Here is a 13,560-nt window from a genome sequence, read left to right on the forward strand (position 1 = left end):
ACCTCGAACGCCATGCTGGCCTGGTGCGAGGAGGCCGCCGTGTCCTGGCATTTCATCGCGCCCGGCAAGCCCATGCAGAACGGCATCTGCGAGGCGTTCAACTCGAAGATGCGGGACGAGCTCTTGAACGAGACGCTGTTCTTCGGCCTCGATCAGGCCCGCCGCATCGTCGCCAGCTGGGTGGCCGACTATAACGCGGCCCGCCCCCATTCGGCACTCGGCTACGAGACCCCCGCAGCCTTCGCCGCCCAGTTCGCCGCAACGGGCGATCGGCTACACGCGATGGAAACGTTCCGCCGATCACCCATTGCTCCCTCCGCGCAAGCGGGCAAATGTCACCCGCCGGCTCTGGTTTCAGGTGGTGAAGGTCGGGGGTCACAGCACATGGGCGGCAACGCGCGTGACCTCGCGCTGTTCAACATGGCCGTCCACAGCAAACTCCGCGGCTACGACATCGTAGGCCTCCGTGTCCGCGATGTCTTCGTTGCCGGGCGTGTGAAGGAACGCGCGTCGATGATCCAGAGCAAAACCGGCAAACCGGTCCGATTCGAGATCACTGAGGCTACCAGGCTGTCCCTCGAGCGCTGGATCCGCGAACCCGAGATGATCGGCCTCGAGTTCCTTTGGCCGAGCCGGATCTATGGCAGCCCGCACCTTTCAACCCGGCAGTATGCCAAGATCGTAAGGGGCTGGGTCTCATCGATTGGCCTGGAGCCGAGCGCCTACGGCACGCATTCCATGCGCCGGACCAAGGTAGCGCAGATCTACAAGAAGACAGAGAACCTCCGTGCGGTCCAGCTGCTGCTGGGACACACGGAGATGGACAGCACGGTGCGCTACCTTGGCGTCGACATCGAGGATGCGCTGTCCCTCTCGGAGGGGACCGACCTGTAGCCGCTCTACCGACCGGCTCCCTGGGTGCCGGTCGGTCCTTTGCAGACGATCGAGCCCGCGACGGTGCCGTGCCAGAGCTCCCCGAAGCGAACGTTGGGCCGCGGGGCCTGCGGCTTCGTGCCTGCCAGGTCAGCTCTGCGGGACGGAGGGGACGTGGGGGGAGACCCTTCGGTAGTAGAAGGCAGGAGTGCCTGACATCTCACGCACGGATCGTTCGCCAATGGGCAACCTAATCGAACATAGGTCGAGCGTGCAGGCTCGCGCGTCAGACACCTAGTATTCCAGTCGGGCGAACTGGGACGAACCGGAGGCCACGCGAGCCTCGCCGAGCGTCACGATGCCCTGCTGCGCCAGCAGCGGGATGAGCCTGACGAACACCTCTGCCGTGGCTAGCGCGTCACCCAAGGCCGTGTGCCGCCCCACCAGATCGGTGCCGAGGCGCCCGGCGATTGCCTCGAGGCTGTGGCTTGGTTCATCGGGGTGGACGATGCTGGAAAGGAGCAGCGTGTCCAGCAGTGGCTGGTCGAAACGCAAGCCGGTCCGCGCCTCCTTCAGCTTCAGGAACCGCATGTCGAAGGCGATATTGTGCCCGACGAGAACGCTGTCGCCGGCGAAGGCATGGAAGGTCGGGAGCGCCTCGACGATGGTCGGCTGACCGCGGACCATGGCCGGGTGGATCCCGTGGATCGGGATGCCGGCTTCCGGGATGCTGCGTTGCGGATCGACGAGCTGGTCGATGCACTCACCGCGCAGGATGCGGCCGTTGACGATGCGCACGGCGCCGATCTGGATGATCTCGTCGCCGCCGGCCGGATCGAGGCCGGTCGTCTCGGTGTCGAACACAGTGAAAGACAGCTTCGAGAGCGGCTGGTCGTCCAGTTCGCCGTCGCCCCGGCCTGCGGCGAACAGGTCGAAGTCGTAGAATTCGGGCCGGCTGGGCCAGTTGGTGGCTGCGGACGCGGCATCCGCGGGGGCCAGAGGCAGCAGAAAGCGGAAGAAGGGCTGACCATCGCTGCGATCGCGTCCCAGCCAGACCTCGCCCCCGTGACGTTCGACCACATCCCGAACCGACACCGGCGACGCGGTGCCGGCAAGGTCGATGGGCTCGCTCTGCACCCGCGCGAGGGTGGCCGGCAGCCGGGCGGCGGCGCCTTCGGCGACGTGCCAACCAAGGTCCAGATGGGCGCGCGTCCCGCCGGCCGGGACCAGCCGCAGCCACATCCGCGGATCGCGATGAACCTTGGCCACCCGGCCGGCGACGAAGGCGATGGCCTCGATCAGGCTGAAGCTGTCCACGTTCAGCCACAGATCATCCCTGGTCTCCCCCGCGATGACCGGCTCGCCGGTCGCGGCCACGATCCGGCGCTGCGCGGCGGCGACGAGGTCGGACCCCAGCATCTCCTGCAGCGGCCAGCGGGTCATCACCTCCAGAAGCGAACTGGCGGCGAGGTCGTCCAGGCGGCTGCCCATCGTCGTGACCTCGTCGCGGATGACCCGAAGAAAGCGCTCGCGCTCCTCCGGGGCGAGATCGGGCAGTTCCAACATTTCCAAGGCCGCCTGCATGCTGGCGGCCGAGGCCCGCGTGCTCTCGGTCAGCCGCAGCAATTCCGAGTCGCGGCGGCTCCGCGCCTCGATGTTGGCGGTGATGTCGTCCACCAGAAGCACGAAACCGGTCAATCCGGGGTGGTCCCCGGCTGTGACGGCAGGCGGCCGCACCGGCGCAAGACTGACCTGAAGAAGGTGTCCGGCCGCTGTCGTGGTGACGAACTTCGCGGCGTGGCCGGCGCGGTCGCTGCCGCGGGCGATCCGGCGCTCCACGGTCTCCAGCGCGTGGTGGACCGGTCCGCGGTCGATCAGGGCATGGATGGAGCGGCCGAGACCGATCACCTCCGCGCCGCCCGCAGCATGCCGGGAGAGCTGCCGCGACAGGTCCAGCATCCGCCCGTTGTAGAGGAGGATACGCCCGTCGAGGGCGCAGACCACCACCGCATGATCCAGTTCGCTCATCAGCGCGGCAAGCTGATCGCGCTGCTCGGCCACGCTGCAGCTGGCCTCCTCCACCAGGCGCGCCATCTCGGCCTTCAGCCCGCGGCGCTCAGCCGCAAGGCTGTTGATCGCCGCGGCAAGGCCGCGCAGCGACGAGCCGCCCTGCACCGGCAGTTCCGGCGCTCCCGCGTCCTCGGCCAGCACCCGCGCCGAGTTTGCAAGCCGCGCCGGCGCGACGACATGGGTGCGGTGCAGGCGGTGGCCGGCCCAGGCGGCCAGTCCCGCCGCCACCAGCCACCAGCCGAACACCAGACCCCCGTGCGACCCGACAAGCGGGCGGATGGCGGCATCCACGGCGGCACGCTCGGCCGGACCGAGCGCCGCGCGCAACAGCACCACCCCCAGGACGAGCCAGACCGCCAGCGCGAGGCCTGGCGCCAGCGTGGCGACCAGAAGCCGCCGGTCGGGTTTCACGCGAGCATGTCCCGGACCTGCTGCATCAGGTCGCGCGTCGAGAAGGGCTTGATGACATAGGCGTCGGCCCCCGCGCCCACGCCCCTGGCCACATCCGTCTCGCGCCCCTTAGCGGTCAGCATCAGGATGCGCGTGCCGCTGAGCGACTGGTCGGCGCGCACCGCCTCGCAGACGTCGAAGCCCGACAGCCCCGGCATCATGCCGTCCAGCAAGACCAGTTGCGGCCGCTCGCGCCGGATCGCCTCCAGCGCCTCGTTGCCGTCGCGGGCCACGAGCACCTCGTAGCCCTCGCGCTTCATCATGAACTCCAGCGAGACCACGATGTTGGGCTCGTCATCGGCAATCAGCACCTTGGTGCCCATGTCCTTCCCCCTCCCCCGGGCCGAGCGGCAGACGGAAAGCGAAGCATGCGCCGCCCCCCGGTGCCGCTTCAACCCACATCTCGCCCCCGGAATGTTCCACGATCCGGCGGCTGATCGGAAGCCCGAGGCCGGTGCCGTGCGGGCGCGTGGCCGCGTCGCCGACTTGGCGGAAGCGCTCGAACACCGCCGCGCGCTGCGCCTCGGGGATGCCGGGCCCGTTGTCTCGGACCGTTACCACCAGATCGTCGGCCCTGACGCGCAGGATCACCTCGGCTCGGCCGGTCTCCTTCGGCACGAACTTGGCGGCGTTGGTGAGCAGGTTCAGCATCACCTGCGTCAGCCGGTCGGGATCGGCCCGGATCAACGGCACCTGCGCGGGAAGGTCCGCCACCGCCACCGCCCCACGCTCGCGGAAAACCTCGGCGGTGATGGTGACCGCGTCCGAGATCAGCGCGCGCATGTCCACGTCGGCATTGTGCCATTCCGCATGACCCGATTCCATCTTCGCCATGTCGAGGACCTGGTTGACCAGCCGGCTCATTCGCTCACTTTCCGACACGACGATGCGCAGGAACTTTTCGCGCTGCTCCGCCTCCATGTCGGGCGTGTCCAGCATCAGCTCGGTCAGCGCGCGGATCGAGGTGAGGGGCGTGCGCAGCTCATGCGTGACCGAGGACATGAAGTCGTCCTTCATGTGGTCGAGGCTCTGCAACGCCTCGTTGGCGGCGCGAAGCTCCGCGGTCGCGGCCTCCAGCGACAGCGACTTCTCCTCCAGCGCGCGGGCATAGACGCGCAGTTGCGAGGCCTCGTCGAGGATCTCGATCACGTCGGCGATCCCGAGCGGCTCCTCCTGCACGACCGAGGCGACCATGACGCGGGCCGAGGCGCTGCCGACCGCGCCCGCAAGCTGGCGCTCGACCCGGTCCACGAGGCGGGCGTCGGCGGTGATCGCCTCGACGTCCGCGACGCCGGTCTCGGCGGCGTAGTCCTCGAACATCTGCCGCGCGCGCAATGGGCCCAGCAGACGGTTCGAGAGGTCGACCAGATCCTCCAGCCGGGCCCGGCCTCGCCAGAAGATTGGCGCGGGCTCGGCCGCATCGTCGCCCTGTTCGAACACGTCGACGAACAGCAAAGCCTGGCTCGCCTCCCGCGCGCCGGGCCCGCGCCAGAGCGAGATGCCGACATAGAGGCTGACATTGACCAGCAGGCTCCAGAACAGCGAATGGGTGAGATTGTCGAGGCCAGTCAGGCCCGGGAGCGCCTCGGGGGCGAGCAGTTCGATGCCGAAGGGGCCGGGGTCGAGGAAGGCCGCCGGCAGCCAGCCGGACTTCGCCATCGAGGGCAACATCAGCGTATAGGCCCAGACCGCAAAGCCGCCGAGCAGCCCCGCCAGCGCACCCGCCGCGGTGCCGCCGCGCCAGTAGATGCCGCCCAGCAGCGCCGGCGCGAACTGCGCCACTGCGGCGAAGCTGATGAGGCCGATGGAGACCAGCGCGTAGGCGTCGCCCGCGATGCGGTAGTAGAGATAGCCCAGCAGCAGCACGGCGATGATCGCCGCGCGGCGGATGTTCAGCAGCAACTCCGTGAGGTCGCCCCCGGCCCGCGCATCGAAACCCCTCAGGCGCAGCAGCGAGGGCATGACGAAGTCGTTGCAGACCATGGTCGAGACGGCGACCGTCTCGACGATCAGCATGCCCGTCGCGGCCGACATGCCGCCAATATAGGCCACCAGCGCCAGCACCGTCGCGCCCTCGGCCAGCGGCAGCGACAGCACGAAGGTCTCGGGGTCCATGCCGCCGCCGGGGCCGAAATGGACCATCCCTCCGATCGCCAGCGGCAGCACGAAGAGGTTGATGAGCAGCAGGTAACCCGAGAACATCCAGGCGGCACGGCGGATGTGATGCTCGTCGACGCATTCCACGACCATCATCTGGAACTGCCGCGGCAGCAGCAGGACCGAGAACATGGCGAGGATCGTCGTCGCGAACCACTGCGCGTGGCCGAAGGCGGCCGTGCCCTCGCCGCCGCCGAGGCGCATCAGCGACTGCAACTCGGGGAAGACCTGCGCCCGCGCCCAGATGTCGGCGGGACCGGCGAAGATGCCCCAGGTCACGAAGATTCCGACGGCCAGGAAGGCGCCCAGCTTGACGACCGATTCGAAGGCGATGGCCGCGACCATGCCCTCGTGCCGCTCGGCGCTGTCGAGGTGGCGGGTGCCGAAGACGATGGTAAATGCGGCGAGGACCAGCGTCACCGCGAAGGTGCCGTTGCGCCACCACGGCTGCGCCGCCTCGGGCCCCTGCTCGACCCCGTGGACCAGCAAGTCGTAGCCGGCCGAGACCGCCTTCAATTGCAGCGCGATGTAGGGGACGATGCCGACGACGGTGATGAGGGTCACGGCGGCGGCCAGCAGCGGGCTCTTGCCGTAGCGGCTGGCGATGAAGTCGGCGATCGAGGTGATGCGGTAGGTCTGGGCGATCCGGACCATCTTGCGCAGCACGATCCAGGCAAGGAGCATGGCGAGCATCGGCCCGAGATAGATCGGCAGGAACCAGATGCCCCCCGCCGCGGCGCGCCCGACGCTGCCGAAATAGGTCCAGGCGCTGCAATAGACCGCCCAGGACAGCGCGAAGATCCAGGCGTTGCCGATGACCGAGCGGCCCTGCGCCGCGCGCCGGTCGCCGAAGGCCGCTACGGCGAACAGCAGCAGCAGGTAGCCGGCGGAGACGGCGAGGACGATCGAGGGCGCGATCATGGCGCGGGCGCTCCGGGCCGGCTGCCACCCCCGGTCACGGCTGGCCCTTCTCCCGACGGGGTCGGCGTCGCCGCGGGCGTTCGCTGACCCATGCCAGAAGCCCGATCAGCCCGGCCCAGATGACGAACAGCGCGACCCCGAGGAGCGGCAGGCCGAAGACCGTCGCATCTCGGTCGAAGACCATCAGCATGGGGAAATTGAACAGGACCAGCGCCGCGCCGAACAGCGCCAGCAATGGGCCGCGGTCGGGTCCGCCACCCTTGTCGGGCCGGATCACAGCGCGTCCAGCCGGTAGTGACGAGCGAGCCATTGCTTGAAGCGGCGCACGATCCGCAGCGAGTCCTTCAGCGCCTGCCGGTCCAGCGTGCCCAAGCTGTCCAGGCGGACCAGGTTGCCGGGGGTCTGGTCCGCCGCGATCTGGCGCAGGTTGTTGTCGAGCTTCAGTCCGATAAGGAAGCGCAGCGCGTCGGCGAGGTCGCGCGCTATCGCCTCCTCGAGGCGGCGGTCCTCGGCGAGGCGGCGCAGCCGCTCGAAGGTGTTCAGCTCGCCCACGCGGTATTGCAGCGCTAATGCCCGCGCGCCCTGCACGATTGGGAAGATTCCCAGCTTCTTGATGTCGATCAGCGCCTCGTTGCGCCCGCTCAAGCCCGGCAGCCGCGACCACCAGCTCGCTCCCCCGCCGAAGGTGCGAACGGTGCTGGCAAATCTCGCATGGAAGGCGTCGCTGCTCGTCAGCAGCCGGTCCACATGGGCGCGGGCCTCGGCCAGCAGGCTCTCGTCCCCGGCCACTGCGGCGGCGTCAAGGAAGATCGCGAGGTTCATCGGCCCTTCGGGATCGCCGCCGTAGATCCAGCCGGAAATCGTCCTGCGGAACGACGACAGCGGCTGTCGCCAGGTCGGCCGGCTCATCATGATGCCACCCGGACAGGGCGGATAGCCGAACGCGCCCAGCGCCGCGGTGAAGGCCTCCGTCACCTCCGCCACGCCCTCCATCGGAAAGCCGTCGCGCAGTATCAGGCCGTTGTCCTGATCGGTCTTTATGATCTGCTCGCCGCGGCCCTCGCTGCCCATGACGATCAGGCAGCTGTTCGCGCGCAGGCTCTCGGGTGCCAGAAGCGCCCACAAGCGCTCGAAAATCTGCCGGTTCAGCTCGCCCACAAGGCTGGCGATGACCTCCACCCGGACGCCGTCCTCACGCAGCGTGCGGATCAGGCCGTTAATCTGGAGAGCAGCGGCCTTCAATTCGCCGATGTTGCCGGCCTGCGAGGCCTGAAGCGCGATCAGGTGCGAGTGGTTGGCGACGAAACCGATGAGGTCGAGCTGGCTCAGCACGCCCACGACCTCCTCGCCGCTGCGCACCACGAGGCGGTGGACCCGGTGGCGCAGCATCAGGATCATCGCGTCGAAGAGATCGTTGTCGGTCGTCAGGCCGACGGGATCGAAGGTGGCGACCGCGCGCACGGGCAACTGCGAGGGCGGGTCGGGCTTGAGCAGCGCCTCCCGTAGATCGGTGGTGGTGAAGATGCCCAGCCGCCCGCCGTCGCGGACCAGCGCATCGCCGATGCCGCGGGCCGACAGCTCCCGGCACAGTGTCACAAGGTCGGTATCCCCGTCGACGAAGAAAGGCTTGCGCAGGAATGCCTCGCCCACGGACGTCGCCATCAGCGCGACCAGTTCGCGCCGGGAATGAGAACTGGTCTCGCCCGAATGGCGACCGGCCGGACCCCGCGGCCCGGCCACTTTGCTTCTGCCGTCGTCGCCGCTCAATGCGCCGAAGCCTCCGAGGCGCCGATGCCGGTCTCGGACCGGATCTGCTGCGCCTTGTAGCCCGCCTTGTCGATCTGCGCCCGGCGGCTGGCGTCGGTGACCGAGAACAGCCAGATCCCGAGGAACGCGAGCGTCATCGAGAACAGGGCAGGCGAGGTATAGGGGAACGGCGCCGAGCCGGCGGGATTGCCGAAGGTCGCCTCCCACACCGACGGCGACAGGATCGTCAGCAGCACCGACGAGATCAGCCCGAGGAAGCCGCCGACGACGGCCCCGCGGGTGGTCATCCCCTTCCACAGCAGCGAGAGGAACAGAACCGGGAAGTTCGCCGAGGCCGCGATCGCGAAGGCGAGCGAGACCATGAAGGCGATGTTCTGCTTCTCGAACACGATCCCCAGGATGATCGCCACCACGCCGAGCGCCAGCGTGGTGATCCTCGATACCCGCAGTTCCGCGGCGTTGTCGGCCTGCCCCTTCTTGATGACCGTCGAATAGAGATCATGCGACACCGCCGAGGCGCCCGACAGCGTCAGCCCCGCCACCACCGCAAGGATGGTTGCAAAAGCCACCGCCGACATGAAGCCGAGGAAGATGTTGCCGCCCACGGCATTCGCCAGATGGACCGCGGCCATGTTGTTGCCGCCGATCAGCCCGCCTTCGGGGTCGAGAAAGCCGGGGTTGGTCAGCACGAAGGTGATCGCGCCGAAGCCGATGATGAAGGTCAGCAGGTAGAAGTAGCCGATCCACACCGTCGCCCACATCACCGACTTGCGCGCCTCCTTGGCGCTCGGCACCGTGAAGAAGCGCATCAGGATGTGCGGCAGGCCCGCGGTGCCGAACATCAGCGCCATGCCGAAGGAAATGGCGCTGATCGGGTCGGTGATGAAGTTCCCCGGCCCCATGATCGACCGGCCACTCGCTGCCGCCTCGTCCGGTGGCTCGCCCGCCGCCAAGGCGATCTCGGTCTTGATCTCGACCGAGCGGGCGAACAGCCGCTCGAAGCTGAAGCCGAACTGCCACATCACCATCAGCGCCATGAACGAGGCGCCGGCCAGCAGCAGGCAGGCCTTGATGATCTGCACCCAGGTGGTCGCCGTCATGCCGCCGAAGAGGACGTAGATCATCATCAGTGCGCCGACGATGACCACGGCGATCCAGTATTCCAGCCCGAACAGCAGCTTGATAAGCTGCCCCGCGCCCACCATCTGCGCGATCAGGTAGAAGGCCACCACCACCAGCGTGCTGGAAGCGGCAAAGACCCGCACCGGCGCCTGCTCGAACCGGAAGGCCGCAACGTCGGCGAAGGTGAACTTGCCGAGGTTGCGCAGCCTTTCGGCCATCAGGAAGGTCAGGATCGGCCAGCCGACCAGGAAGCCGATCGAATAGATCAACCCATCATAGCCGTTTGCCATGACCGCGGCCGAAATCCCCAGGAAGGAGGCCGCCGACATGTAGTCACCGGCAATGGCAAGCCCGTTCTGGAAGCCGGTGATGCCGCCGCCTGCCGTGTAGAAATCGGCCGCCGACTTGGTACGTCCGGCGGCCCATTTGGTGATGAACAGCGTCATGACGACAAAGACCGCGAACATGGTGATCGCGGTCCAGTTGGTCGCCTGCTGCTGGATCTCGCCCTCGAGCGCAGGCGCGGCCAGCACGATCGTGGGTAGGAAAAGAAGCACGGACAGTCCGGCGAACCTGCCGAGGGTCATTCCACTCCTCATTTCAGCGCCTCGCGTTTCACCGCCTCGGTGAGGTCGTCGTATTCCCGGTTCGCCCTGAAGACGTAGACTGCCGTGATCACGATGGTGAAGAGGATCACTCCGAAGCCGATGGGAATGCCCCAGGTCGTCACGCCGCTGCCGATCGGGGTGGCGAGCAGATCCTTCCGGAATGCAATGAGCAGGATGAAGCCATAATAAACGACCAGCATGGCGATAGTCAGCAGCCATCCGAAACGGAGCCTTCGCGTTCGCAGTCTTTCATAGTTCGGGTCGGCTGCGACGCGTTCGATCATCGTCTCCATCTTGTCCTCCTCGGGTCAAGTGTGGGCCTTGTCCCATCACACCTCCCTCGGGCCCCCAAGAGTCAAGCGGCGTGTGGGTGCGGCATGACGCCACGAGGGCTTGACGCACCGATGTCAAAACCGAGGCGCAGACCGCAGCGGGTTCGATTGAAGGCGACGGTCTGGATGCGAGGAGCCGGCAGGGGTGGTTACGACGCCGGCGGAAGAGTGTTGCCGAGGACGTTTGAGATGCGCGCGGACCCCATCGCGAGGCAGATAGCTGAGGTGCCCCAACTAGAGATCGGAGCCATCCAGCAAGGCAATCGCACTGGAGGTCCGCTCTCCGCCCCGCAAGGCGAACGCACCCACCACAGCGAACGACTGCCTTCCGCCCGTAGGAGACGACTGAGCCGGACCGGCAGACGACTGCTCTCAGAAAGCTGTTGAACGGGGAGATATCAGCGCGCACCCGCACGAACGTGGTGCAAAAGGAGGCATTCTCCACTCGCCTGGAACAGGCCATCGCGCGCTACCACAACCGCAGCGTCGACGCGTTGCAGATCCTGCAGGAGCTCATTGCCCTGGCCAAGGATTTACGCAACGAACCCGAGGACGGCCTGAACCCCGCCGAGCGAGCCTTCTACGACGCGCTCGCGCTCAACGAGAGCGCGGTGCAGCTCATGAGCAACGAGGAACTCCGGGTAATCGCCACCGAACTCGTCCTGACGGTTCGAAACAACTCGGGCGTCGACTGGTGGAAGCGGGAGAATGTGCGGGCCAGGATGCGGGTAGCGATCAAGCGGATCCTGAACCGCCACGGCTACCCGCCGGACCTGGCTACAGAAGCGGTGAAGCTGGTGCTCAGGCAGGCGGAGGCGTTGGCCATAGTCTGAAAATACTGCGGAATCCGACATCTCTGTAGAGCGTCAACCTCGTTGACCGCCGTATTGCATGGTTGTCGCTCATCACATCTCCCCGTGTCAGTTCGGCCGGTCGCCATCACGGCTCGAACGCACCAAGGGAAGGTGCGTCCCCATCCAGATCGGGCTGGGCCTCGACACTCACGCGAAGCCGTCCGGACAGGCTCTCCGACAACGCCGCTGCGATCTCCGGCTGCCCGTCGTCGTCAATGATCAGCAATCCGGCTTCGCGGAGTTGAATGCGGATGCCGCCAACGCTCACCTCGGCCCCCGGTCGCCTTCGTCTGACCCTGAACCGAGCCCCTGGTGCGACGAACTCCACAGCTGCCGCGCCGTCTCGGATGATGTCGATCAGGGTCAGTCTCCCAGCGGTTCCTCGAGGCGGCGCACCAGGCCCTCCACCGCGTCGTGGAGCAGGGCTTCGCGCTCCCGGTCGCGGAGTTGCCGGGCCACGACGATCTCCAGCATCTTCTCGCACCGAGCCAGCCGCTCCTCGCCCAGTGCCTGGCGCTCCAGCAGATCGACGGCGCGGTCGATCCGGTTCGCCAGCCCGCCCAAAATCTGCAGGAACGCCTCCCTGCGATCCTGCGCGCCGTCCGTTCCCGCCTTGAGCATCTCCTCGAGAGACTGGAATGCCCGGATCAGGGACCGGAGTGACTTGTTGATTTCTTCCAGGCTCGTGTCGTCCGTCATATCGATCTCCTTTCGACAGTGATGACGCGGGTGTTGATTTCTGCTGCCTGTCGAGGACCAGACCGAACCAGGCGTCATGCATGACCTCGGCCAGATGCTCGCCAAGGGAAGTGAGGCGTCTCGCCAGGGATCTCAGGACCGCGGCGGCTCCGACAGGTCCAGCCAGGCGCCGAGCAAGGTGGTCAAGCTCGCGATGGCCTCGTCCCGCTCTGCCATCTCCTGACGCAACGCGCCAATCTCCTTGAGGAGCCTGACCTCGCGGGCCCTCCACTCGGCCTCGATCCGGTGGACCGTGTCGAGCAGGAGCTGATCCATAGGAGACAATCTCATCGATTTCATGGGTCGGTTGCCTTTCGGGGCGATGTCTCGCTGGCACCGCCGCCAGCCGGTGGTGCCGGAGCGGAATGAGAACAGGTCTCGCGGGCGCGGTGCCGAGCAGTTCCGCGAAGTCACAGGAGAGCACGGCATCATTTCCAACGCCGAGGCGGGCCTGATTCTCCCGGGCGCGGCGTTCCCACGCAACTTGGAGGCGCGGCAGCGCGGTTCGCGTCTGCTGCAGCCGCTCGGCCCGCAGCCTGACCATGCCTCGTCCATCAGGCTCGAAGAACGCCGGATCGACGATGGCGCCGTAAAGCGGTCCGACAAGCCGGACATGATGCTGGGGTCCGCCCCCCAGTGGAGCGACCGTGACGGCACGCCGCGAGGTCGTGACGACCGAAAACCCCAGCTCAGCCCGCTTGTCGGCGAGGACTGCCAGAAGCTCGTCGCGGCTGCCGATGGGGCGGTCGCCGATCACTCGCTGGATCTGCTCATGATAGAGGCGCCGGACGTCGGGCGAGGGAAGGCCTCCAGCGCGTGCTGCCTCGGCTGCCTGCTTCAACTCCCAGTCCGGCAGGATCAGGTCGCGGGCCCGGCTCGGATCATCAGGATCTGCCCACGCGAAGCGCAGGTTCAAGGCATCTTGGAGCGCTGTCCAGATTTCTGCGCTTCCGCGCCGCGGCGGATGCGGGTTGATGCTGCGGAGGGCGCCTCCCGGGGTCAGCATGCCACGGGAGATCGCGACGTTCACCTCCAGCCTTCCGGTATGTGTGTGCGTGGTGGCGTAAGCCGGCGGTCGGCGGCGGTCTGGGATTCCGGCCAACGCCACCGCGAGGAAGAGGCGCAAGGCGACATCGACCTGCCCGCGCAGCGCGGGATCTCCGGCGTTGAAGGCCTGGATGTCGATGTCGTCACGCGCGAACGACAACACCGCCGAACTATATCTGTGGACGAAGCCGAGGCTGCGGATCGACGCGCGCAGCAGATCAGCCCGCCCCAACAAGATCTCCGGCAGGGGATCGCGAGCCACGAGGAGGCGCCCTCCGCCGGGAGAGCTCTTCACGACAACGGGCGCGTCCATGTAGGCCGTCAAGGCTCGACCGACGTCCGCTCCGTCCCCGGCGCCCGTATGCTTCGAGAACGAGATCAGCATTCCCAGGAGACCGCGTCGGCTGCCGAGGACAGGGTCGGCTCCGTCAGTGCCGCCTCGACGCGGCGCAGCTCGAGAGCGATGCGCAGCGCATCGATCGGCTCCGCCCGCTGCCTGACCTCGGCCGCGATCTCCTGAAGGAGCCCGACCGCGAGCCCCAGTCTGGCGACGTTCTGCTGCCAGTCCGCGCGCACGACCGAGGCACCCGAGAGCGTGCGGGCGATGATGAACCGATTGAC

The 13,560-nt window shown here is 67.4% G+C and carries 12 protein-coding genes and 2 pseudogenes; 4 read left to right on the forward strand and 10 right to left on the reverse strand.

The window, feature by feature from the left end:
• Window positions 1-249 (forward strand): annotated as a pseudogene (locus GI374_RS17525) (transposase); the annotation flags it as partial.
• Window positions 250-384: 135 nt separating this feature from the next.
• Window positions 385-894 carry a tyrosine-type recombinase/integrase gene (locus GI374_RS17530; protein WP_229583514.1) on the forward strand — a complete coding sequence of 170 codons (510 nt, stop codon included), beginning with the start codon at window positions 385-387 and terminating at the stop codon, window positions 892-894.
• A 273-nt stretch (window positions 895-1,167) separates the two neighbouring features.
• Here GI374_RS17530 and GI374_RS17535 read toward each other — a convergent pair whose 3' ends face one another.
• From GI374_RS17535 to GI374_RS17565, 7 genes are all read right to left on the reverse strand, one after another.
• Window positions 1,168-3,354 (reverse strand): exonuclease domain-containing protein, encoded by a 2,187-nt coding sequence (locus GI374_RS17535; RefSeq protein WP_370515451.1) that lies wholly within the window; start codon window positions 3,352-3,354, stop codon window positions 1,168-1,170.
• Window positions 3,351-3,716, reverse strand: a complete 366-nt coding sequence (locus tag GI374_RS17540; RefSeq protein ID WP_154338323.1) for a response regulator transcription factor — start codon at window positions 3,714-3,716, stop codon at window positions 3,351-3,353. The genes GI374_RS17535 and GI374_RS17540 overlap by 4 nt, the downstream gene beginning before the upstream one ends.
• The gene (locus tag GI374_RS17545; RefSeq protein WP_154338324.1) at window positions 3,688-6,471 is read right to left on the reverse strand and encodes a sensor histidine kinase; all 2,784 of its coding nucleotides are present in this window, start codon (window positions 6,469-6,471) and stop codon (window positions 3,688-3,690) included. The genes GI374_RS17540 and GI374_RS17545 overlap by 29 nt, the downstream gene beginning before the upstream one ends.
• Before the next feature lie 34 nt (window positions 6,472-6,505).
• Window positions 6,506-6,748, reverse strand: a complete 243-nt coding sequence (locus GI374_RS17550; RefSeq protein ID WP_370515452.1) for a hypothetical protein — start codon at window positions 6,746-6,748, stop codon at window positions 6,506-6,508.
• Window positions 6,745-8,133: a DUF294 nucleotidyltransferase-like domain-containing protein gene (locus GI374_RS17555; RefSeq protein ID WP_154338325.1), complete on the reverse strand. Its 1,389-nt coding sequence runs from the start codon at window positions 8,131-8,133 to the stop codon at window positions 6,745-6,747. The genes GI374_RS17550 and GI374_RS17555 overlap by 4 nt, the downstream gene beginning before the upstream one ends.
• 101 nt (window positions 8,134-8,234) lie before the next feature.
• Window positions 8,235-9,947, reverse strand: coding sequence for a cation acetate symporter (locus GI374_RS17560; RefSeq protein WP_195759977.1), 1,713 nt, complete (start codon window positions 9,945-9,947; stop codon window positions 8,235-8,237).
• 8 nt (window positions 9,948-9,955) lie between these two features.
• On the reverse strand, window positions 9,956-10,261 hold the full coding sequence (locus GI374_RS17565) for a DUF485 domain-containing protein (RefSeq protein WP_154338327.1): 306 nt from the start codon (window positions 10,259-10,261) through the stop codon (window positions 9,956-9,958).
• 398 nt (window positions 10,262-10,659) lie between these two features.
• On the opposite strand from GI374_RS17565, the pseudogene GI374_RS17570 reads away from it, so the two are divergent.
• Window positions 10,660-11,133, forward strand: a pseudogene (locus GI374_RS17570) (type I restriction enzyme endonuclease domain-containing protein); the annotation flags it as partial.
• Between the two features lie 106 nt (window positions 11,134-11,239).
• Here GI374_RS17570 and GI374_RS17575 read toward each other — a convergent pair.
• The 3 genes from GI374_RS17575 to GI374_RS17585 form a co-directional block, all read right to left on the reverse strand.
• Window positions 11,240-11,422, reverse strand: a complete 183-nt coding sequence (locus tag GI374_RS17575) for a hypothetical protein (protein WP_154338329.1) — start codon at window positions 11,420-11,422, stop codon at window positions 11,240-11,242.
• A 95-nt stretch (window positions 11,423-11,517) separates the two neighbouring features.
• Window positions 11,518-11,853 (reverse strand): hypothetical protein, encoded by a 336-nt coding sequence (locus tag GI374_RS17580; protein WP_154338330.1) that lies wholly within the window; start codon window positions 11,851-11,853, stop codon window positions 11,518-11,520.
• 132 nt (window positions 11,854-11,985) lie between these two features.
• Window positions 11,986-12,168 (reverse strand): hypothetical protein, encoded by a 183-nt coding sequence (locus GI374_RS17585; protein WP_154338331.1) that lies wholly within the window; start codon window positions 12,166-12,168, stop codon window positions 11,986-11,988.
• A gap of 46 nt (window positions 12,169-12,214) precedes the next feature.
• Between GI374_RS17585 and GI374_RS19500 the strand changes: the two genes are divergently transcribed.
• Window positions 12,215-13,459 carry a hypothetical protein gene (locus tag GI374_RS19500; protein ID WP_229583511.1) on the forward strand — a complete coding sequence of 415 codons (1,245 nt, stop codon included), beginning with the start codon at window positions 12,215-12,217 and terminating at the stop codon, window positions 13,457-13,459.
• The last annotated feature ends 101 nt before the right edge of the window (window positions 13,460-13,560 follow it).

Origin of the sequence: Paracoccus sp. S-4012 (genome assembly GCF_009674885.1) — a bacterium.
Taxonomy (GTDB): Bacteria; Pseudomonadota; Alphaproteobacteria; order Rhodobacterales; family Rhodobacteraceae; genus Paracoccus.

Excerpts from the sequence above, each read along its gene's own strand:
- GI374_RS17530 (WP_229583514.1), top strand. The coding sequence starts at position 385 with ATGGGCGGCAACGCGCGTGACCTCGCGCTGTTCAACATGGCCGTCCAC.
- GI374_RS17540 (WP_154338323.1), bottom strand. The coding sequence starts at position 3,716 with ATGGGCACCAAGGTGCTGATTGCCGATGACGAGCCCAACATCGTGGTC.
- GI374_RS17545 (WP_154338324.1), bottom strand. The coding sequence starts at position 6,471 with ATGATCGCGCCCTCGATCGTCCTCGCCGTCTCCGCCGGCTACCTGCTG.
- GI374_RS17555 (WP_154338325.1), bottom strand. The coding sequence starts at position 8,133 with ATGGCGACGTCCGTGGGCGAGGCATTCCTGCGCAAGCCTTTCTTCGTC.
- GI374_RS17560 (WP_195759977.1), bottom strand. The coding sequence starts at position 9,947 with ATGACCCTCGGCAGGTTCGCCGGACTGTCCGTGCTTCTTTTCCTACCC.
- GI374_RS17565 (WP_154338327.1), bottom strand. The coding sequence starts at position 10,261 with ATGGAGACGATGATCGAACGCGTCGCAGCCGACCCGAACTATGAAAGA.
- GI374_RS17580 (WP_154338330.1), bottom strand. The coding sequence starts at position 11,853 with ATGACGGACGACACGAGCCTGGAAGAAATCAACAAGTCACTCCGGTCC.
- GI374_RS17585 (WP_154338331.1), bottom strand. The coding sequence starts at position 12,168 with ATGGATCAGCTCCTGCTCGACACGGTCCACCGGATCGAGGCCGAGTGG.
- GI374_RS19500 (WP_229583511.1), top strand. The coding sequence starts at position 12,215 with ATGTCTCGCTGGCACCGCCGCCAGCCGGTGGTGCCGGAGCGGAATGAG.